This window comes from Amphritea sp. GJ51-11 (genome assembly GCF_055808735.1).
This window is the reverse complement of sequence record NZ_CM147881.1, coordinates 1,996,968-2,019,303: the sequence shown is the minus strand read 5'-3', so window position 1 is coordinate 2,019,303 and position 22,336 is coordinate 1,996,968. Positions and strand designations below refer to the sequence as shown.

The window sequence follows — 22,336 nt, the reverse complement described above, 5'->3', positions numbered from 1 at the left end:
GACCCACTTAATGTTATCTGATATAGCTACTAACAGAAGGATTCACCATGTCTACTCTGAATAATGATATCGAAACAGTTGGAGCCCTCAAAGAGACCTACGGCTCAGCTTGGAACGCTATCAACCCTGAATCTGCTGCCCGTATGCGTGCACAAAACAAATTCAAAACCGGTCTGGATATCGCTAAGTACACTGCAGGCATTATGCGTCGCGATATGGCTGAGTTTGACAAGGATAAAACCAAGTACACCCAGTCTCTAGGTTGCTGGCACGGCTTTGTGGGCCAGCAAAAAATGATCTCTATTAAAAAGCATTTCGGTAGCACTGAACGTAAATACCTCTACCTCTCCGGTTGGATGGTGGCAGCATTGCGCTCCTCTTTTGGCCCCCTCCCTGACCAATCTATGCATGAAAAAACAGTTGTTGCTGATCTCGTAAGAGAACTGTACACCTTCCTACGTCAGGCGGATGCCCGTGAGCTGGGTGGCCTATTCCGCGAACTGGATAAAGCCCGTGAAGCTGGCGATGCTGCGAAAGAAGCTGAAGTTCAGGAAAAAATCGATAACCACGAAACTCACGTTGTACCTATCGTTGCGGATATCGATGCGGGTTTCGGTAACGCAGAAGCCACTTACCTGATGGCTAAGCAGATGATCGAAGCCGGGGCTTGCTGTCTGCAGATCGAAAACCAGGTGGCTGATGAGAAGCAATGTGGTCACCAGGACGGTAAAGTAACCGTCCCTCATGCTGATTTCCATGCGAAACTGCGTGCTCTACGTTACGCTTTCCTTGAACTGGGAGTGGATGACGGTGTTATCGTTGCACGTACCGACTCTGAAGGGGCTGGCCTGACGAAAGAGATTGCGGTTGTACGTGAGCCAGGCGATCAAGGTGACGTATACAACTCTTACCTAGACGTTGAAGAAGTGGCTCCAGAAGACACCGCTGAAGGCGACGTACTGATCAGCCGTAACGGCAAGTTGGTTCGTCCTAAGCGTCTGGCATCTGGCCTGTACCAGTTCCGTCAGGGAACCGGCCATGAGCGTTGCGTATTTGACTGTATTGAAGCCCTGAACGCCGGTGCTGACCTGCTTTGGATTGAAACAGCGGTTCCAACGGTTCACGAAATCAAAGGTATGATGGATGACGTGCGTAAAGTACACCCCGATGCGAAACTGGTGTACAACAACTCTCCTTCTTTCAACTGGACGCTGAACTTCCGTCAGCAGGCTTACGATGCAATGGTTGAAGCGGGTGAAGATGTATCGGCTTATGATCGTGAGAACCTGATGTCTGAAGAATACGATGACTCTGCGCTGTCTGCCGTTGCCGATGCTCGTGTCCGTACTTTCCAGGCGGATACTGCCCGCGAAGCGAATGTATTCCACCACCTGATCACCCTGCCAACTTACCACACCACTGCGCTGTCGGTAGACAACTTGGCAAAAGAGTACTTCGGTGATGCCGGTATGCTGGGCTACGTAGAAGGCGTACAGCGTAAAGAGATTCGTCAGAGTATCGCCTGTGTTAAACACCAAAACATGTCAGGTTCTGACATCGGTGATGATCACAAAGAGTACTATGCGGGTGAAGCAGCACTGAAAGCCGGTGGTGCGAAAAACACCTCTAACCAGTTCAACTAAGCTAAACAAGCTGGCTTAAACTCTTAAATAAAAAGGCGCTCCGGCGTCTTTTTTATTTAAAATAGTTAAACATCTCAAGTCCGATCACAAACGCTATTAAAGCACTAACTAAACACCCTTCAGAGCTGGTAAACGTTTCGCCTCACATTCGATTGTGGCCTAACAACGCAAACAATGGCTCGTCTAAACACTCATCGGGATACCACAGCAAGTCAGCTGAAAAGCAACCCCATATCCTGTTTATAAAGGCATTATACCTGATAGACGTTCCATCCTAATTTATGCCACTGCCACCTCCGAGACCAGCTTCCTGAGCCACTGGTGCGGTGCATTGTGTTGTAGTAAAGGACTCCAAGCCATCTTAAACTCAAATTCAGGTATCTCAAACGGAGGCTTCTTGATAACTAAACGGGGATTCTCTGATTGCGTTGCCGCTGAACGTGTCGGTATCGTTGCGACCAGTCCTTTTTGCTGCGCCATCAAGGCTGCTGATTGATAATGACGGGTAAAAACGGTAATCCGGCGTTTATGCCCCACTCTTTCGAGCGCCTCATCAACCCAGCCAAGCCGTTTAATATCTTTCGGCGTTATACCCATACCCGCCCCCATCCCTGTTTTACTCACCCAAACATGCTTGGCTTGCAGGTAGCTTTCCAATGAGAAATTAAGTGAAATGGGGTTATCCACGGCAAACAGACATGAAAAACTATCGGTCCAGAGCGTTTTCTGATGAAACGCCTGAGGCATCGTATCAAAACGATTTAATACCAGATCAACAAGACCCTGCTCAACCTCAGTAAAACTCATGTCACTGGGGGTCATAATATCCAGCACTATATCCGGAGCCTCTTTACGCAACCTCGTCAGCAAACGGGGGACCAGTGTCGCTTCACCGTAATCACTGGTCATAATACGGAAAACACGGTCACTGCTACTGGGGTCGAACGCACTGCCCGGCTCTATTACCTGTTCCACTGATGAAAGAATCTGCCTCAAGAGAGGCTGAAGGGCCTGAGCACGTTCTGTCGTCGCCATTCCCTCACTGGTGCGTACCAACAATGGGTCACCAAACGTATCTCTCAAACGGCGTAAACCATTGCTCATAGCAGGCTGAGTAATTCCTAGTAAGCTAGCTGATCGAGTGACATTCCGTTCCCGTAATAGCACATCCAGATAAACTAAAAGGTTAAGATCGATCTTATCCAGGTTCATGTAAAGCTCCGCCAATAGTGGGTTTAACCACAATCATTTACTTAGTGAATACTCCATATAATAACTATTTATTTCCTTTATGTTAATGGCGAACATAGAATGGATCCATACCAAATAACAGAGCAGCAACTCAGCTGCCTAACAAATGAGAGAAGGAGACGCCTATGTCTAGCCTGAATCAAGATATCCAAACAGTAACAGGTCTGAAAGAAGCTAACGGCTCAGCTTGGAACGCAATCAACCCTGAATCTGCTGCCCGTATGCGTGCACAAAACAAATTCAAAACCGGTCTGGATATCGCTAAGTACACTGCAGGCATTATGCGTCGCGATATGGCTGAGTTTGACAAGGATAAAACCAAGTACACCCAGTCTCTAGGTTGCTGGCACGGCTTTGTGGGCCAGCAAAAAATGATCTCTATTAAAAAGCATTTCGGTAGCACTGAACGTAAATACCTCTACCTCTCCGGTTGGATGGTGGCAGCATTGCGCTCCTCTTTTGGCCCCCTCCCTGATCAGTCTATGCATGAAAAAACAGTTGTTGCTGATCTCGTAAGAGAGCTGTACACCTTCCTACGTCAGGCGGATGCCCGTGAGCTGGGTGGCCTATTCCGCGAACTGGATAAAGCCCGTGAAGCTGGCGATGCTGCGAAAGAAGCTGAAGTTCAGGAAAAAATCGATAACCACGAAACTCACGTTGTACCTATCGTTGCGGATATCGATGCGGGTTTCGGTAACGCAGAAGCCACTTACCTGATGGCTAAGCAGATGATCGAAGCCGGGGCTTGCTGTCTGCAGATCGAAAACCAGGTGGCTGATGAGAAGCAATGTGGTCACCAGGACGGTAAAGTAACCGTCCCTCATGCTGATTTCCATGCGAAACTGCGTGCTCTACGTTACGCTTTCCTTGAACTGGGAGTGGATGACGGTGTTATCGTTGCACGTACCGACTCTGAAGGGGCTGGCCTGACCAAAGAGATTGCGGTTGTACGTGAGCCAGGCGATCAAGGTGACGTATACAACTCTTACCTAGACGTTGAAGAAGTGGCTCCAGAAGACACCGCTGAAGGCGACGTACTGATCAGCCGTAACGGCAAGTTGGTTCGTCCTAAGCGTCTGGCATCTGGCCTGTACCAGTTCCGTCAGGGAACCGGCCATGAGCGTTGCGTATTTGACTGTATTGAAGCCCTGAACGCCGGTGCTGACCTGCTTTGGATTGAAACAGCGGTTCCAACGGTTCACGAAATCAAAGGTATGATGGATGACGTGCGTAAAGTACACCCCGATGCGAAACTGGTGTACAACAACTCTCCTTCTTTCAACTGGACGCTGAACTTCCGTCAGCAGGCTTACGATGCAATGGTTGAAGCGGGTGAAGATGTATCGGCTTATGATCGTGAGAACCTGATGTCTGAAGAATACGATGACTCTGCGCTGTCTGCCGTCGCCGATGCTCGTGTCCGTACTTTCCAGGCGGATACTGCCCGCGAAGCGAATGTATTCCACCACCTGATCACCCTGCCAACTTACCACACCACTGCGCTGTCGGTAGACAACTTGGCAAAAGAGTACTTCGGTGATGCCGGTATGCTGGGCTACGTAGAAGGCGTACAGCGTAAAGAGATTCGTCAGAGTATCGCCTGTGTTAAACACCAAAACATGTCAGGTTCTGACATCGGTGATGATCACAAAGAGTACTATGCGGGTGAAGCAGCACTGAAAGCCGGTGGTGCGAAAAACACCTCTAACCAGTTCAACTAAGCGCTGACGCACTAAAAAAGGCAGCCTAACAGCTGCCTTTTTTATTAGCGCTAATCCAAGCTGGATTAGGTTCCACCCGCTTGAATGACAAGCGAGTCTGATTTTTAGTACAGAGAAAGCATCAGTCCACGTTTTAAGTTAGAATTCCCTCTGCTTTAACTCTAATCTGATTAAGTGATTGAGACTATGACCATACCAGTATTTCTTAAAGACGCAAAAGAACTGTTAACCGAACAGGGTTTTACAACCGGCAATACCTGGTATCACGGTACTTCGTCAGCGCTAATTGAAGCCATCAAAAAGCAAGGCCTGATCCGCTCCGGCGATACCGCACTGAATGAAGCAGCTAAGCAAACAATGGCCACTATTGGCGATGATAACTATGTTGAAACAACGGAGCCTGTTTTCCTAACCCAGAGCATGGAGCTTGCTTATTACTGGGCACAGCAAACAGTCAAAAAACGTCGTGTACATATCGAAGGCGACGAGCAACCTGTTGTTTTCAAAATAGAGCTCACCAATGAACTTAACGCCCAAGTTAAACCCGATGTTGGTGCGGCCAGCTTGTTACTCGTTCAGGAAGGTGAAAACTATATGGCTTTTATAGCCGGTATTTATCAGGACAATGGCATTGCTGTCCCAGAGATTAATCTGATGAAAGCTGATCGAATGGATTACCTGAACAAACTAGGCATGGCCTACTTTGATGCCGATATTAAAGGTTCAAACCTAACCCTAATCACGGCGTAATCCGTGCTTCAATGTAACTTGATATCTCCTAACATCAGGCCGCTATAGCGGCCTGCTTTACCTTTTAAAAAGCTGATACCCATCGCGTCTATAAGATGGCTCCCTCACTTTTAACCTGCTTTGCAGGGATAGTAACGAAGTCAACAAGGGAAGGCATGCACTTTATACTCTAAATCAAACGGCCTACTTAGCATGGTGAATAGACTCACCTAGCAGTCAACATCAAGAAAGTGAGTCTTTATTGATCTAACGCAAACCTCTATTTTCAGCTCTCATTTTAGCAGTCAAAATCTGCTCCAAATCAATACTTTCCCAAAAAGATAAGCGTTTAATAACCTTACTTTTTAAACGTTGTTCCGCATAAGGATTGTATTAATGAACAAAAAAGCGCTTTCCGCATTCGTTCTGGGCGTATCAATGGTTGCCACTGCTAACTGTATGGCATACGAATCAGGCGATATGATTGTACGCGTGGGTGCCGCTAATGTTGACCCACATACATCAAATGACACGTCCGTTCCTGGCCTTGATGTTGACGACAATACTCAACTCGGTATCACCGGCACCTATATGCTAACTGATAACATCGGTGTTGAATTGCTGGCCGCAACACCTTTCAAGCACGACATTACCCTTAACGGCGCCAAAGTCGGTGAAACTAAACACCTGCCACCAACCCTTACACTGCAATACTACCCAATGGATAGCAGCTCTGCCTTCCAGCCTTATGTTGGCTTGGGTATTAACTACACCGCATTCTTCTCAGAAAGCACCACCGGAGCACTGGCCGGCACCACTTTAGAACTCGATAGTTCTTGGGGGCTGGCCGGTCAACTGGGTATCGACTATGCCATCAATGACCAATGGTTACTCAATGCCGCTGTCTGGAAAATGGATATCAATACCGATGTCAAAGTGAATGGCAGCAACTTGGGTGAGCTGGAAATTGATCCCATGGTGTATATGATGTCTGTCGGTTACAAGTTCTGATATAAATTCTTATATAAGCAACACTGCAGGCAGGGATGTAGACAACATCCCTGCATTAAATCGCCCACTTACCCTATCAGCAACACCTTTAGATTAACCCTCTCACTAGTTCAATAATGGTCTAATAAACCTGTCATTAGGCCCCATCACTGCACTGCGTGTCGTGCTATTATCTGATACAATTTTTTACCTCTTTAAAGATTATTCGTATAACGACACAATAACGATAATAGATTCAATGGAATAATAATGACCGATAATCTGCAACTGCCGACATTGAGCGACAGCATTCTAACGCTATCCAACCGGGTAGCCACCCTCACCTTTAACCGTCACGATGTCCGTAATGCCCTAACCGGCACCCAACTTATCGATGATATTGTCCATGTCGCTGAGTGGGTCAATCGAACAACGGAAGTCTCGGTGCTGATTATCACTGGCGAGGGCAGCGCCTTTTCGGCTGGCGGTAATATCAAAGAGATGACCGAACGGGATGGCAGCCATAAAGATGGCGCATTTGGCGGCGATGTTTACAGCGTACAAAATAAATACCGCCAAGGTATTCAGCGTATTCCGCTAGCCATAAGTGCCATTGATATACCGGTCATTGCTGCAATTAATGGTCCGGCCATTGGCGCTGGATTCGATCTCACTTGCATGTGCGATCTACGCATTGGCTCAACCAACACGTTGTTAGGCGAAACCTTTGTCAATTTGGGCTTAATTCCCGGTGATGGGGGGCTTGGTTTTTACAGCGTTTAATTGGTTATCAAAAAGCCGCTGAACTCACCCTGACCGGGCGCATGATCAGTGCCGACGAAGCGAAAGAACTGGGAATTCTACTGGATGTTGTTGAACCAGAACAACTGATGGAGAAATCGATGGAGCTGGCTCTTCGTATCGCCGAAAAGCCACCCCAGGCATTGCGCCTAACCAAGCGGTTACTCAAGGCCGCACAAAAGATGGAATTGCCAGAGTTTCTTGAACATTCAGCATTAATGCAGGGCATCTGCCATAACACAGAGGATCATTTAGAAGCGGTCAATGCCTTTCTCGAGAAACGCACCCCCAGCTATCAGGGGCGATAATACTGCGCCACGGGGGGCTGACGAGCAATCACTGCTGGCATGTTCAGCCCCTTCACTGTTTCATCACTCAGAACGAGCCGGCGTTTGGTCGTGCTCATCTGCTTTAAACTGCAGCTGGGCTAAACGGGCATACAATGGTGAGCTTTGTAACAACGATTCATGGCTACCTGTGGCAACCACCCGCCCCTGCTCCATCACTACGATCTGATCTGCATGCAGAATCGTTGACAGACGGTGGGCAATAATCACCGTGGTACGCCCCTTCATGAGTGTATCCAGCGCCAGTTGGACCTTATGCTCGCTCTGCGTATCCAACGCGCTGGTTGCCTCATCTAACAGTAATATTCGCCGATCATTAAGAATGGCACGAGCAATAGCAATCCGCTGTTTCTGCCCCCCGGAAAGACGCACCCCCTGTTCGCCTAAATCACTCTGATAACCCTCCGGTAGGCGTTCAATAAATTCATGAGCATAGGCTGCTTTAGCCGCCGCGATCACTTCATCTTCGCTAGCGTCGGCTCGACCATAACGGATATTATCGATCACATTCGCCGTAAATAGCGCTGGCTGCTGCGCGACCAGCGCGATCTGCTGACGTAGTTCTTGAGGGTTGAAGCGCCGCAGATCGAATGAATCAAAACATACCTCTCCTTGTTGCGGATCATAAAAACGCAGCAACAGCTCAAATACCGTTGATTTACCCGCGCCGGATGGCCCAACTAAGGCCGTAATGGCGCCCTCCTTAAAGGTTAAGGAAAAATCCTCAAGGGCAGCCTGATCAGGCCGTGATGGATAGTGGAAACTGACATGGCTCAATGCTAGCTCCGCACGGCACTGGGCGGGATTAGCCAAGGGTTGAATAGGCGCAGAAGCGAGGGTTGAATCACGTGCCTCGTCATCGACTTCAGGTGATTGAATCTCACTCTCGGCCTCCAACAGTTCGATCAACCGCTCCGTCGCACCGACCGCCCGTTGCAGTTCGCCATACACCTCAGAGAGGGTTCCCACCCCCATCGCAACGATTAAGGCATAAAACACAAAGGCGCCTAGTTCACCGGCGGACATGGTGCCGGTAATCACATCATAGCCGCCGACCCAAAGCATCCCTGACAATGCACCAAACACCAGTAGAATAACCATCGCCATCAATGTCGCCCGCTGACGAATCCGCTGTTGCGCTACCCGGAACGCACTATCCACCTCAACGGCAAAAGCGCGGCTTTCATAGGCTTCTTGTGTGTAGCTCTGCACGGTTTTAATCTGCTGTATGGCCTCTCCTGCATAGCTACCTACATCGGCGATACTGTCTTGGCTTTTGCGTGCTAAGGATCGAACTTTACGGCCAAAGATCAGAATCGGCAGCAGTATCAGTGGTACACCCGCGACAATAATCAGAGACAATTTTATATTGGTCACAAACAACATAATCAATGCGCCCGAGGTCGTCACCACGCTGCGTAGGGCCATCGAAAAAGAGCTGCCAATAATTGATTGCAGTAGGGTCGTATCGGTGGTTAAACGTGACATAATCTCGCCACTGCGGTTGGTTTCAAAAAAGCTCGGATGCAAACGGACTACATTATCGAAGACCGCCTGTCGAATATCCGCGGTGACCCGTTCACCTAACCATGACACCAGGTAAAAGCGGATAAAAGTACCACAGGCCATCAATACCGCCATGGCCACCAGCAGCATAATCGATTGATTGAGTTGGGAGACGGAGCCTGCCACGAAACCATTATCGATCACTAAGCGCACCCCTTGGCCGATGGCCAAGGTGATCCCAGCTGTGAACAGTAATGCGATCATCGCCCCGATCCAATAGCGCCGATACGGCAACATAAAGCGCAATAATTGAGTCAGGGTGGATAATTTATTCATTGGCGAGAGATCCGTTTCATCGGGCATTAAGCGCCGTTTGGCGGCTTAAGAAAATTTGCTTTTCACTAACATCCACAGCTGTGGCAGCGCCTGCTTGAGCCAATAAACCTGATAGCGCAAGGTTAACTGAAACCAACCGTTAGAGGAGTACTTACGTGCACTGGTGGTTAAAACAGAGCCGGTGTTGATCAATGGTACACCGCTATGATGAGCGCGCCAAACAAACAGATGATCCTCACCATAGGGGGCATCGAGGGGGTAACCATCCAAACACTTGAATTGTTCCCGTGAAAGGCAAAACCCTTGATCACCAAACGGCAATCCAAGACAGCGCGAACGTAAATTAGCACCTAAACCGTTAAGCCACATAGGGCCTTGCCCATCTGCCCGAAAACGCAGGTTGAAATAGTGTAGCCCGGCAGGCACACGAGCAAGACTCTGCAGAAGCATCTGCCATTGAGTATTGGAAAACTGACTATCGAGATGTAGAAACCAGATAAAATCGGCGCTAACCCGTTGCGCACCGGCATTCATCTGCGCAGCACGACCTGCGTTGCTGGTTAGGCTAATAATCCGCTCATCTGCCGGCAACTGCTGACAGAAGTGACGCCGATGCAGGGCAAAATACAAAGATGATCTGCTGGGCCGATTGCAGATACCGCAGTTGACCCAGCATTGGTTCCAAGCTTGTTTCAGCCGGACCCACGGGAATCACAACGGCTATATTAATGTGACGCATCGGCGCTATACAACCGTGGTGAAGTTTAGCTTAGGTTTCACTGCACGAAGCACCGTACTTAAAACAACTAAAGCAACGATGATGTTTCATGCTGACCTGCTGTTCTAACGATGCCCGCAGATCATTGCCCATATCATATTCAGGATCATCATCCACCAGCGTACAAGCATATACGCGCATCTGTCCCCGCTGCTTAACAAGCATTTTACTAAAGGAACACATAAAGCTATTGCGGGTCTCTTCAGTATGAAACTGGGTCATGCAGTTGGTGGTAATATCTGGCCCATGACCATGACTACCCGGTGGTAAAAAATCAGGAAAGGCAACAAATTTAGTATCACCAGGAATACCGTAATTCTCTAATATCGCCCGATATTGCTGCTCAACAGCCGCGGTATCTTCACCATCAGTCATATGCCGTGCAATAGACACATGAAAGCCCATATCATAGAGCGCTTTCATCCCTTGCAGCGCTAGATCAAACATACCTTCGCCCCGTCCGGCATCATGTTCAGCTTCGATATGAGAATCGATACTGATACGAAAACTCACGGGGTAACGGCTTTTTAACAACGGCACTAACTGGTGCAATCGCTTTTGTACCGCATCGGTACCGTTAGTCAGCACTAAACAAGGCGCATATTCAGCCGCCTGTTGCAGAATTTTAACCAGATCTTTGGCTAAGAAAGGTTCGCCCCCGGTGAACGAAAATTGTTCCACCCCCAACTCGACAGCTTGGTCGATATAGGGTGTAACATCCTCTAATTTTACTAACTCAAGCCGCTTATCACCGGGGCTAGACCCTTCAAGACAAAAATTACAACTGAGATTGCAGGCGGTACCGGTATGAAACCACAGTTCTTTTAATAAGTGAGGACGGATATATCCTCGGTCTGCGCCGTCAGCCGTTGTATACCAGTCCCGGCTTCGAATCAGTTCCATATAAACCCCTTACAGTTCAATCAAGCAACGCATGTATTAATGATAGTAGCTGTACTCTCGCGGGTCTTGAATCATAGGCTAATGTATCCAATAACCGGCGTAGGTCAGCTTCAGTATCAACATCGTACCCAGTGGAACTGAAAGCAACCTGAAAACCGGCCGTTTCACAGGCCCCGGTTAATTGCTCGCCTAGCGCCGGGGTACTCCAACCAAGTTTTTCCAAAGCGGGCCAAGGCTGGCTGCCACCCATCGCTGTCACGCCACCATCTTCGGCGGGAGACAGCACAATATCATGCTGTTGCAACAGTCGATCAAACTCAGCATAGCGCTGCAGAGTGTGCTCCGGCGCATCGGTACCAATAAACAGTAACCGAGAAGCTCCCTGCCGACGTAAGATCTGGTCGACATAATTCAGCTTGGTCCCTAAATTACCCTCACACTGCGGCACCACCTGATAATCCTGCAATAACAAATCTTCTGCCCATTGCCGATCGTCTTCACTTACCGGTGATAACACCACGGGGCCTGGCCAGCTGCGGGAATCCTCAAGGGCGCAATTTAAAAGCGCACAGGCAACCTGATAAGCGGCATCTTTCCCCAAGGTTGCAGCAATACGCTGCTTACCCTGCCCATGTAGAGGGCGTTTACAAAAGATAACCAGTGTTGTCTGACTCATTGACTCTGTCCTTACACATAGAAAAGGCAGCTCAAAGCTGCCTTAGGTATAAATGAAAACGTATAGCGACTCAGGTGTTGCTCCTCTGTATCGCAAGCGATTTGCCGTTAACCTTCACGGAACCAGGTGGTTCCTTCGCGGCTATCTTTAAGAATAATACCCTGCGCCACTAGATCTTCACGAATCTGATCGGCGGCAGCAAAATCTTTAGCCTTTTTCGCATCGGCCCGCTGTTGAATAAGCGATTCAATTTGCTCAGGCTCAATCTCGCCAGCTTTGCTTTCGCCCTGCAAAAAGGCTTCCGGTGATTGCTGCAGCAAACCAATAATACCGGCCAGTCGTTTTAACTGAGCCGCCAGACCTGATGCCTTAGCATCCCCTGCTCGGCTTGCTGAGTTCAACTCATTCACCAGTTCAAACAATACCGCCAAAGCTTTCGGGGTATTAAAGTCATCATCCATCGCAGCATAAAAACGGGCGTCGTAATCGTTATCCAGCTCAGCAGCCATACCATCAACACCGTTCAGCGCTTGATAAAAACGTTCTAACGCACTGCGCGCCTCTTTCAAGCTACTCTCGGAGTAATCGATATAACTGCGGTAGTGTACGGATGAAAGGAAATAACGGACCACCTCGGCATCGTACTTTTGCAACACATCACGAATGGTAAAGAAGTTGCCTAACGACTTAGACATCTTCTCGGCATTAACCCGCACCGCACCCGCGTGCATCCACGTATTAACAAACTTAACACCATTAGCCGCTTCAGATTGAGCGATCTCATTTTCATGGTGCGGGAACGGTAGATCAGGACCACCGCCGTGAATATCAAACGTATCACCAAGGCAGCATTTAGACATAGCCGAACATTCGATATGCCAACCAGGACGACCCGCACCCCAAGGTGACTCCCAGCTAACTTCACCGGCTTTTGCGGCCTTCCAAAGCACGAAATCAAGCGGACTTTCCTTTGCATCTTGAACTTCTACCCGGGCACCGGAACGGAGTTCATCGACATTTTTATTGGTCAGGCGACCATAATCGGCAAACTTCTCAACCCGATAATAAACATCACCGTTAGCGGCTGCATAGGCGTAGTCTTTATTAATTAACACCTGCACCATATCGATAATATCTTGCATATGGCCCGTAGCACGAGGCTCTTGATCAGGCCGCAACACACTCAGCTTATCTTCATCTTCATGCATCGCCGCGATCATGCGGTCGGTCAGTTGATCGGGGCGTTCGCCGTTTTCAGCCGCCCGCTTAATAATCTTATCGTCGACATCGGTGATATTACGGATGTAAGTCACATCCCAACCCCGAGCACGCAGGTAACGGGTAATGACATCAAACGCCACCATGACGCGCGCATGCCCGATATGACAGAAATCGTATACGGTAATACCGCACACATACATGTTGATCTTGCCCTCTTCCAATGGTTTAAAAGGGGCTTTCTCTTTCGTCAGGGTGTTATAGATCTGCAACATCGGGATTCGCTTATGGCTCTGGCTTAGATGAAATTAGGTCAAAATAGATCCGCCATTATAGAGGAAACCGCACGAGAATTAACAACCCGATTGAAATTACTTTTCAATCCTTTAAAGCCAACCAATGTCCTGTCAAGGCTAGCGGTTAAGCGATTGATCCAGAACAACCTCTGTCGCGATAGTTGATCCAAAGCAAAGTCATAGGAATAAACTAATATTCATATCATTAAGCTGCCCGTTTGCTAGGCGGCCTGTTAACTAAAACTGCCCGACTATAAAGCCGTAGGTTCAGGAGTCTCACTATGAGTAGCCAATTCCGTATGATGGATGGTAACGAAGCCGCTGCCTTTATCGCCCACCACTTAAATGATGTTATCGCCATTTACCCGATAACACCGGCATCGCCAATGGGTGAAATGAGTGACCGCTGGAGTGCTGATGGTGTTACTAATCTCTGGGGCAATGTCCCAGAAATTATTGAGCTTCAGAGTGAAGGCGGCGCGGCAGGTGCGGTACACGGGGCCTTGCAAGCCGGCGCCAAAACCACCACCTTTACCGCCTCCCAAGGTTTATTGTTAAAAATCCCTAATATGTACAAGATTGCGGGGGAGCTAACACCCACCGTATTTCATATTGCCACCCGTTCACTGGCAACCCATGCCCTCTCTATTTTTTGCGATCACAGTGATGTAATGGCAACCCGAGCTACCGGCTTTGCCATGCTGGCCTCCAATTCAGTTCAAGAAGTCATGGATATGGCCACCATCGCCGAAATGGCAACACTGCAAGGCCGAGTGCCGGTACTGCACTTCTTCGATGGCTTTCGGACAAGCCATGAGGTCAGTAAAGTTGAGGTGGTGAGTGAAACAATACTGCGTCAATTGATCGACATGGAACGAGTACGTGACTGTCGTAGCCGAGCACTCTCCCCGGATCATCCGGTGGTTAGAGGTACATCACAGAACCCGGATATTTTTTTCCAAGCCCGAGAGGCCAGTAACCCCTTCTACGCCGCCTTCCCTGAGATCGTGCAACAAGCGATGAATCGTTTTGCTGAAGTGACCGGACGACAGTATCAAGTGTATCAATATGAGGGGGCTCCAGATGCCGAAGCCGTTATTGTGCTGATGGGATCTGGCGCTGAGACCGTCGCCGAAACTGTCGATTACCTCAACCGACATGGAGGAAAAACCGGCGTATTGAAAGTACGGCTGTTCCGCCCCTTCGATGCCGAACGACTGCTCAGCGCTCTACCTGCCAGCATTAAACAGATTGCAGTTCTCGATCGCACAAAAGAGCCCGGCGCGGACGGTGAACCGCTATATAAAGATATTGCTACCGCGCTGATGCAGTCGATCCTGTCGGGTAAACGATCAGCCGAACAACTGCCCAAACTACTCGGTGGTCGCTTTGGCTTATCATCCAAAGAGTTCACCCCGGCAATGGTTAAAGGAGTGTTTGACGAACTGCAGCGCAGCAACAGTATCAACCTCTTTACCGTCGGGATTAACGATGATGTCACCCATAGCAGCATCACCTATGATGAACAATTCATCACCGATGCCCACCAGGACGCTTATCAAGCGGTATTTTATGGACTTGGTGCCGATGGCACCGTCAGCGCCAATAAGAACAGCATTAAGATTATCGGTGATGTAGACGGCCAATATGCCCAAGGACATTTTGTTTACGACTCGAAAAAATCTGGCGCAGTGACTGTTTCCCATTTGCGCTTCGGCCCTCACAAGATCCATTCCGCCTATGAGATCCAACCTCATCAAGCAGATTTCGTAGCCTGCCATCAACCCCGTTTTCTAACGCTCTATCCTATGCTCGAGAAAGCTCGCGTCGGCGCCGTTTTTCTGTTGAATAGCAGCGCTTCACCGCAAGCTTTATGGGATACCCTGCCTGAACCGGTGCAGCAGCAACTGATCGACAAACAGATTCGGTTATTTGCCATCGATGCCTATCAGGTGGCCCAGACATGTGGGCTGGGCAAACGCATTAATACCATTATGCAGAGCTGCTTCTTTAAGATCTCCGGCATTCTTCCCATCGATCAAGCCATCACGCTGATTAAACAAGCGGTTGAGAAATCCTATAGCCGCAACCCCAATCTCGTTGAGTTAAACCTTAAAGCGATCGATATGAGCCTCAGCCAATTACACGAAATTGAACTGCACAGCAAAGCCACTAGTCGTATCCCCATGCATGAACTCAGCTCGAACCGCGCCAACGACTTTGTTCGTCAACTAACCGCCGAGCTAATCGCAGGGCATGGTGATCATATACCTGTCAGTGCACTTTCCCCTGATGGTAGTTGGCCGACCGGCACCTCCGCTTTTGAAAAGCGTGATTTAGCAACCGAACTGCCGTTATGGGATGAAGGTCTTTGTACCCACTGTGGTAAATGTGTTTTGGTGTGTCCTCACAGTGTTATGCGCAGCAAAATTTTTGATCAATCACTGCTAAAAGATGCACCCGCTAGCTTCAGAGCCGTACCAGTGAAAGGCGCCAAAGACTTTCCCGAACACAGTTATATTAGCTATCAGGTGTCGCCCGAGGACTGTACCGGTTGTACTCTCTGTGTTGATATCTGCCCGATTGTTGATAAGCAACAGCCTGACCATAAAGCGATCAACATGGTGCCAAAAGAGCAGATCAATAAAATAGAGAAAGATAACTGGGAATTTTTTCAATCCTTACCTGAGTTTGATCGCAGCCTACTCAAAAGCGGCACCCTCAAAGGCTCAATGGCCTTTCAACCCCTGTTTGAGTTTAGCGGGGCCTGCTCTGGCTGCGGCGAAACTTCCTATATCCGACTGGCCAGCCAGCTGTTTGGTGACCGCATGGTGGTGGCGAATGCGACCGGCTGTTCATCCATCTATGGCGGCAACCTGCCCACCACGCCTTGGACTAAAAATGCCGAAGGCCGTGGCCCGGCCTGGAACAACTCACTGTTTGAGGATAATGCCGAATTTGGCTTGGGGATGCGAGTCGCACTGGATAAGCAGAAACAGTATGCCACTCGACTGCTGACAGAGCTTCAAGGACAGCTTGATCCCGCACTGGTGAACCAACTACTGACTGAAACGGAAGCCGATGAAGCGGGCATCGAACACCAGCGACAAGCCATCGAGCAACTCAAGTGTGCGCTCGATGGATTGAGTGATCACAGTGATATCGGCGATCAAGCCATTGAATTACGTCACCTAGCGGATCAATTAAGCCGTAAGAGTGTTTGGATCATCGGCGGTGATGGCTGGGCCTATGATATTGGCTTTGGCGGCTTAGATCATGTGCTGGCATCGGGCCGTAACGTGAATATTCTGGTATTGGATACCGAGGTCTACTCCAACACCGGCGGGCAAACCTCAAAAGCGACGCCAATTGGCGCAGTGGCTAAATTCTCCGCCTCAGGTAAAGCTGTTGGTAAAAAAGACTTGGCCCGCATTGCTATGGATTATGAACATGTTTATGTTGCCCATATCGCTTATGCCGCCAAGGATGTGCAGACCCTGCGCGCCTTTCTCGAAGCGGAATCCTATGATGGCCCCTCATTGATCATCGCCTACTCACCCTGTATTGCGCACGGTTTTGAGCTAAAAGACAATCATCTACATCAGCAACTGGCTGTCGATAGCGGTCACTGGCCATTGTTCCGTTATGACCCTCGCCTCGCCGTACAGCATAAAAACCCGTTGAAAATGGACTCTAAGCCGCCCTCAATTCCTTATGCTGAATTCGCCCGTCGAGAAACCCGCTTTAATTCACTACTGCAAGCACATCCGGTTGAAGCGGCAGCCTTTCTTGATAAAGCACAGCATGAGGTTAGCGAGCGCTATAAACATTATCAGCAGATGGCTGAGATGGATTGGGAGGAAGCCGTCATGCCAGCCGCAACCGAACCTAAATAGCCATCTCAACTATTAGGACATGCCGAACGATTTACTCAACGGAACCGTTCGGCAGACAGTCAACAAAGCAGGGTTGATAATCATTATCATTTACAACCGCAGATAGATATTGTATAAAGTTGCTTTACACAACATTGATGCGGGTCTCTGCGGATGGCTAACTCCCTTAAAGCTAAAAGCCTTTGTAAACTGAAAAGCGAACTCATTTCGAAACACCTTGATGAGATAGCCGCCATTACCCGTAATAGTCAGTATGTCTGTAGCAAGTGCGCCCGCTCATCTGAAGGAAAGAAGTGGCTGTGTAAACCCGTCGCCATCTGAGTAACAAGTCTCGACAGCAAAACAATACAAACAACTGTGCTACATCAATACACCGTTGCTGCTATTCTGTTGTCATAAGCCCTGATTTTCTATTTTTAAACCTGTATGGAGTCAACATGCTAAACAGCTCAATGCTGGAAAAACTCAACCATCAGATCAATCTTGAATTTTTCTCGTCCAATATGTATTTACAAATGAGCTCTTGGGCAGAATCAAAGGGTTATGAAGGCTGTGCTGCGTTTCTATCTCAACATGCCGATGAAGAGATGCAGCATATGAAACGCCTGTTTACCTATGTTAACGAAACCGGGGCGATGGCCCGGATCGGCTCGATCAAGGCGCCCATCGAAGAGTTTGATTCGATTAAAGACCTTTTCGAGAAAGTCTATGAACATGAATGCCTGATCACCCGAGAGATCAATGGCCTTGCTCATACCGCATTTACCAATCAAGACTACTCCACCTTCAATTTTTTACAGTGGTATGTGGCAGAACAACACGAAGAAGAGAAGCTGTTTAAAGGCATTCTCGATAAGATCGAGATTATTGGCGACGATGGTAAAGGTTTATTCTTTATCGACAAAGAGATCGGTCAGCTCGCCAGCGGTAATAGCAGCGATATCATTACCAACAGAAGCGTAAATCCCCTAACCCACTCAATGTCTCGGTTAAAACTGAGGCTGGGTAAAACCGTACAGTCCAGATGCCTCGCAGCTTAGCTCGCGGGGCTTTTTGTTATCTTGAGCTTATCGAGGATTGAGAATCTAAAAACGCTATATATGATACATAATTGACCATTGTCATTATTTATTTGTAACGCTAAGCATACAATCCAGTGATCAAAATGAAAGATGTGCCATTCAAGGCCCGCTTTCTTATTTACAGTTATCTGCTAGCTTTGGGAGAGATCCCAGCCTGCAAATAGGGTGAAAAACATGACCACGACCGCTGTCCCAACCGATGACTTTTCTCAATGCCATATCAGTATTATTCACAACTTTGAAAATTTGCGCCATCTCAGTAAAACAGATATTTCAGAACCTGTTTCACCGGAGATTCAAGCCAGTGCGAAACGCTTGGTTGATTTCTACCATGAGGTGGTACTCAACCACCATCATGAAGAGGAACAAGAACTGTTCAATATCGTCATGGATTGCGCCAGTTCTGGCGATGAGCTGAATGCTGCTTCACGGATGATTAAACGCTTGACCGAAGAGCATCGTACCCTCGAAAAAGAGTGGAAAAAAATTGAAGGCGCGATTAAAAAGCTAGCCAAAGGTAAGTTTGCCCAGTTAGACAAAGAAGCGGCGATGGGAATGGCAGATCACTACCTACTACATGCTAAGTATGAAGAATCTCAGTTTTTGCCTTTGGCTGCAGACATTCTTAAAAACACGGACTTAGAATCCTTAGGCCTAAGCCTGCACACGCGCCATAACATCAACCAGACCGCTTGCTATATCTAAGTCTTAAGCAGCCGCAGTCATAGCAAAAAAAACGGCCACTCAAAGTGACCGTTTTCTACTAATAACGCGAGAATTACTTCTTCCAAGTATCCCTAAGACCGATGGTCTTATTGAACACAGGATGTTCAACTGAGTGATCGTAACGATCTGCAGCAAAATAACCTTCTCGTTCAAACTGGAACGCCGTTTCCGGTGCTGCCTCTACTAAGCCCGGCTCAACCCAACAGTTTTGGATTTCGCTAAAGGAGTTCGGATTGATATTGGCAAGAAAATCGCCCTCACCCTTATCCGGTGATTCCACATTAAACAGACGATCATAGATCCGCACGGTCGCTTGCTTGCCTTCAGTGGCTGAAACCCAGTGCATAACACCCCGAGGCTTCATACCTTCCGGTGGGTTCTCACCGACAGTCCCTGGCACCAGAGACGCATGCACTTCGGTAATTTCACCGGCAGCATCTTTCACCACTTCTTCAGCTTTGATCACATACGCACTGCGCAGGCGCATGTAATCACCGGGCACGAGCAACCGGAATTTTTTACGCGAAAGGGTCGAATCTTCACTGAAATCCCCTCGATCCATATACAGCTCACGGGTAAAGGGCAATACTCGGGTACCCATCTCCTTCTGTGGATGGACCGGTGCACTCAGCATTTCAATCTCACCTTCTGGGAAGTTGGTGATAATCAGTTTTAGCGGGTTCATCACACACATCGCGCGGGCGGCGTTATCGTTCATATCTTCACGAATAAAGAACTCAAACTGAGCCATGTCGACCGTACCATCGGTTTTAGCAACCGCTAGACTATCGCAGAAATTACGCACCGCCTGTGATGAATAGCCCCGTCGCCTCATACCTTGAATGGTTGGCATACGTGGATCGTCCCAACCATTAACATGGCCTTCATCAACCAACTGTTTCAGTTTACGCTTACTGGTGACGGTGTAATTAATATTTAAGCGGCCAAACTCGTACTGACGTGGTTTGCTTGGAACCGGTAGATTCTCGATAAACCATTCATACAGTGGACGGTGATCGGCAAACTCCAACGTACAAATAGAGTGTGTAACCCCTTCAATAGCATCCTCTTGACCGTGTGCAAAGTCATAGCTAGGGTAGATGCACCATTTGCTGCCGGTTTGATGGTGAGCCGCCTTGCGAATCCGATACAGAATCGGGTCACGTAGATTCATATTCGGCGACGCCATATCAATTTTAGCCCGCAGCACGCGACTACCTTCATCAAACTCACCCTGCTTCATACGTTCAAGCAGGTCGAGGTTTTCATCTGCTGAGCGCTCACGAAACGGACTATTTTTGCCCGGTTCCGTGGCCCAACCACGATACTCGCTGGCCTCTTCTGGACTCAGGTCGCAGACATAGGCTTTACCTTCACGGATAAGGTGTTGTGCCCACGCATAAAAGGTATCGAAGTAGTTCGAAGCATAACGTACCTCACCAGCCCAGTTGAAACCGAGCCAGCGAACATCATCCATTATTGCGTCGACGAATTCCTGATCTTCTTTACCTGGATTCGTATCATCAAAACGCAGATTACACTCACCGTTATATTTTTCGGCGGTACCAAAGTTCACGCAGATTGATTTCGCATGACCGATATGCAGATAGCCATTAGGTTCAGGTGGAAAGCGTGTCACCACCTTAGCTAGCCCCTGCTGCTGATCCTGCTCGATAATCTGATGAATAAAGTTGGTTGGCTGTACAACTGCATTACTGGCGTCGTTATTGCTCATAGAGGGGTCTTAACTTCCGTTGAAATCAAATAGGCGGACATTATAAACAGTTGGTTTACAGACAACCATAAGTTAGCCGAAATTAATCAGTTAGTTATCAGCTTAATTCTTTAGTATAATCGGGCCAACCGATTACATCGTATTTTTTCAGACGATAATTTATCAGACGAACTTACTAGATAAACAAGCTATCTAGCTTACACAAAGGGATCGCAAGCATGATCGTACTGCACACCAACTTCGGCGACATCACTATTGAACTTGATTACGACAAAGCGCCGAAGTCAGCAGAAAACTTCGAAAACTATGTTAAAGATGGTTTCTATGATGGCGTTATTTTCCACCGGGTTATCGATGGCTTTATGATTCAAGGTGGCGGTTTTGAACCCGGCATGGCGAGCAAAGAGACCAACGGAAGTATTGAAAACGAAGCCGATAATGGCCTGCAAAACAAACGCGGCACTTTGGCCATGGCTCGCACCATGGATCCTCATAGCGCATCAGCCCAGTTCTTTATCAATGTCAGCGACAACACCTTCCTCGATCATACGGCTAAAACCACTGAAGGTTGGGGTTACGCGGTATTCGGTAAAGTGGCTGAAGGTATGGACGTGGTTGATAAAATCAAATCCGTCTCCACCACCTTCCGTGGCGGCCATCAAGACGTGCCTGCTGAAGATGTGATCATCACATCGGCTGAAGTCGTGGATGCAGATACCGCTGAATAATGCGTATTCTGTTTATTTCCGATCTACATCTCCATAGTGGACGCCCGGACCTTACCCGGGCGTTGCTGCATTTTCTATCCAGCACGGCCACCGAGTGTGATCAACTCTATATACTCGGCGACCTGTTTGAAGCCTGGATTGGCGATGATTTTATCCCCGATGACCTACAGCCTGTTATTGAGGCCTTAAAAACACGCTCGCAGAGCGGTTGCCAGATATTCTTTCAACACGGCAATCGTGACTTTTTGATCGGTGAACGCTTTACCCAACTGACCGGTGTCCAACGCTTACCCGATGCGGTGGTTATCTCCCTCGCCTCAGGCCCTGCGCTGCTGATGCATGGTGATCAATTGTGTACCGATGATCTCGATTATCAAAAGCTTCGACAACAACTCAGAAGCCCTGAGTGGCAAGCAGCCGTCTTAGCTCAACCGGTTCCAGAGCGACTTGCTCTGGCAAAACAGCTGCGCATGGCCAGCGAAACACAGACCGCCGATAAGCGCACTGAAATCATGGACGTGAACCCACAAGCGGTTGATCAAGCCATGGTCGATGCCAACTGCAACCTATTGATTCACGGTCATACCCATCGCCCGGCTGTTCACTTTTTGGCTGGTGCTAGACGCAGAATCGTATTGGGAGATTGGGATAAATCCGGATGGTATCTAGACGCTACCGATCAAGGCGAACAGCTCATCGAATTCGACCTTAACCTCGGTGTTTAAAAAGCGGGGTTGTAAGCACAATAAAAAATCAACCGTGATATGTCCGCAATCAAGATCGTTGATGTGAAATAAACTAGTCTCGACAGATCTGTTGAACAAAGCGATAAACATCTAAAATCGCGTTAATGATTGCTCGCTTGGCATAAACAAGGATCGTAGAGACTCAATCAACATTGAGAAACTCAGCCTAATCAAGCGCTTATCACCACCGCACTAACAAACCATAAACTACTGAAATAACAGCTACTT

16 protein-coding genes and 1 pseudogene are annotated in these 22,336 nt (G+C 48.3%); 10 read left to right on the top strand and 7 right to left on the bottom strand.

Going from position 1 to position 22,336, the window contains the following annotated elements:
• The first annotated feature begins 47 nt into the window (after nt 1-47).
• Complete coding sequence (locus tag AC0L4K_RS08845; protein ID WP_473268989.1) at nt 48-1,643, top strand: isocitrate lyase; 1,596 nt, start codon at nt 48-50, stop codon at nt 1,641-1,643.
• Nucleotides 1,644-1,922: 279 nt separating this feature from the next.
• Here AC0L4K_RS08845 and AC0L4K_RS08840 read toward each other — a convergent pair whose 3' ends face one another.
• Nucleotides 1,923-2,855, bottom strand: coding sequence for a LysR family transcriptional regulator (locus AC0L4K_RS08840; RefSeq protein ID WP_473268987.1), 933 nt, complete (start codon nt 2,853-2,855; stop codon nt 1,923-1,925).
• Between the two features lie 164 nt (nt 2,856-3,019).
• Between AC0L4K_RS08840 and AC0L4K_RS08835 the strand changes: the two genes are divergently transcribed.
• From AC0L4K_RS08835 to AC0L4K_RS08820, 4 genes and pseudogenes are all read left to right on the top strand, one after another.
• Complete coding sequence (locus tag AC0L4K_RS08835) at nt 3,020-4,615, top strand: isocitrate lyase (RefSeq protein ID WP_473268985.1); 1,596 nt, start codon at nt 3,020-3,022, stop codon at nt 4,613-4,615.
• Between the two features lie 186 nt (nt 4,616-4,801).
• A complete protein-coding gene (locus AC0L4K_RS08830; protein ID WP_473268984.1) occupies nt 4,802-5,365 on the top strand; it encodes a hypothetical protein in 564 nt (187 codons plus the stop codon).
• A gap of 375 nt (nt 5,366-5,740) precedes the next feature.
• Complete coding sequence (locus AC0L4K_RS08825; protein WP_473268983.1) at nt 5,741-6,355, top strand: OmpW/AlkL family protein; 615 nt, start codon at nt 5,741-5,743, stop codon at nt 6,353-6,355.
• Between the two features lie 249 nt (nt 6,356-6,604).
• Nucleotides 6,605-7,443, top strand: a pseudogene (locus AC0L4K_RS08820) (enoyl-CoA hydratase-related protein).
• A gap of 63 nt (nt 7,444-7,506) precedes the next feature.
• On the opposite strand, the gene AC0L4K_RS08815 reads toward AC0L4K_RS08820, so the two are convergent.
• From AC0L4K_RS08815 to cysS, 5 genes are all read right to left on the bottom strand, one after another.
• On the bottom strand, nt 7,507-9,324 hold the full coding sequence (locus tag AC0L4K_RS08815) for an ABC transporter transmembrane domain-containing protein (protein WP_473268981.1): 1,818 nt from the start codon (nt 9,322-9,324) through the stop codon (nt 7,507-7,509).
• 45 nt (nt 9,325-9,369) lie between these two features.
• Nucleotides 9,370-9,954 (bottom strand): glycosyltransferase, encoded by a 585-nt coding sequence (locus AC0L4K_RS08810; RefSeq protein WP_473268980.1) that lies wholly within the window; start codon nt 9,952-9,954, stop codon nt 9,370-9,372.
• Nucleotides 9,955-10,093: 139 nt separating this feature from the next.
• On the bottom strand, nt 10,094-11,005 hold the full coding sequence (locus AC0L4K_RS08805; RefSeq protein WP_473268979.1) for a radical SAM protein: 912 nt from the start codon (nt 11,003-11,005) through the stop codon (nt 10,094-10,096).
• 16 nt (nt 11,006-11,021) lie between these two features.
• Nucleotides 11,022-11,681, bottom strand: coding sequence for a TIGR04282 family arsenosugar biosynthesis glycosyltransferase (locus tag AC0L4K_RS08800; protein ID WP_417224486.1), 660 nt, complete (start codon nt 11,679-11,681; stop codon nt 11,022-11,024).
• A gap of 107 nt (nt 11,682-11,788) precedes the next feature.
• A complete protein-coding gene (gene cysS / locus AC0L4K_RS08795) occupies nt 11,789-13,174 on the bottom strand; it encodes a cysteine--tRNA ligase (protein ID WP_417224485.1) in 1,386 nt (461 codons plus the stop codon).
• 302 nt (nt 13,175-13,476) lie between these two features.
• Here cysS and nifJ point away from each other — a divergent pair, with 302 nt between their 5' ends.
• The 3 genes from nifJ to AC0L4K_RS08780 all read left to right on the top strand — a co-directional run bounded on the left by nifJ (nt 13,477) and on the right by AC0L4K_RS08780 (nt 18,878).
• Nucleotides 13,477-17,091: a pyruvate:ferredoxin (flavodoxin) oxidoreductase gene (nifJ, locus tag AC0L4K_RS08790; protein ID WP_473268976.1), complete on the top strand. Its 3,615-nt coding sequence runs from the start codon at nt 13,477-13,479 to the stop codon at nt 17,089-17,091.
• 437 nt (nt 17,092-17,528) lie between these two features.
• Nucleotides 17,529-18,131: a non-heme ferritin gene (ftnA, locus tag AC0L4K_RS08785; protein ID WP_473268975.1), complete on the top strand. Its 603-nt coding sequence runs from the start codon at nt 17,529-17,531 to the stop codon at nt 18,129-18,131.
• Nucleotides 18,132-18,347: 216 nt separating this feature from the next.
• Nucleotides 18,348-18,878: a hemerythrin domain-containing protein gene (locus AC0L4K_RS08780; protein WP_473268974.1), complete on the top strand. Its 531-nt coding sequence runs from the start codon at nt 18,348-18,350 to the stop codon at nt 18,876-18,878.
• A 73-nt stretch (nt 18,879-18,951) separates the two neighbouring features.
• Here AC0L4K_RS08780 and AC0L4K_RS08775 read toward each other — a convergent pair whose 3' ends face one another.
• Complete coding sequence (locus AC0L4K_RS08775) at nt 18,952-20,634, bottom strand: glutamine--tRNA ligase/YqeY domain fusion protein (RefSeq protein ID WP_473268973.1); 1,683 nt, start codon at nt 20,632-20,634, stop codon at nt 18,952-18,954.
• Between the two features lie 218 nt (nt 20,635-20,852).
• On the opposite strand from AC0L4K_RS08775, the gene AC0L4K_RS08770 reads away from it, so the two are divergent.
• Together AC0L4K_RS08770 and AC0L4K_RS08765 are read left to right on the top strand one after the other, a co-directional pair.
• Nucleotides 20,853-21,362 (top strand): peptidylprolyl isomerase, encoded by a 510-nt coding sequence (locus tag AC0L4K_RS08770; RefSeq protein ID WP_417224476.1) that lies wholly within the window; start codon nt 20,853-20,855, stop codon nt 21,360-21,362.
• Nucleotides 21,362-22,087: a UDP-2,3-diacylglucosamine diphosphatase gene (locus AC0L4K_RS08765; RefSeq protein ID WP_473268972.1), complete on the top strand. Its 726-nt coding sequence runs from the start codon at nt 21,362-21,364 to the stop codon at nt 22,085-22,087. Before AC0L4K_RS08770 ends, AC0L4K_RS08765 begins: the two co-directional genes overlap by 1 nt.
• Nucleotides 22,088-22,336: the final 249 nt, after the last annotated feature.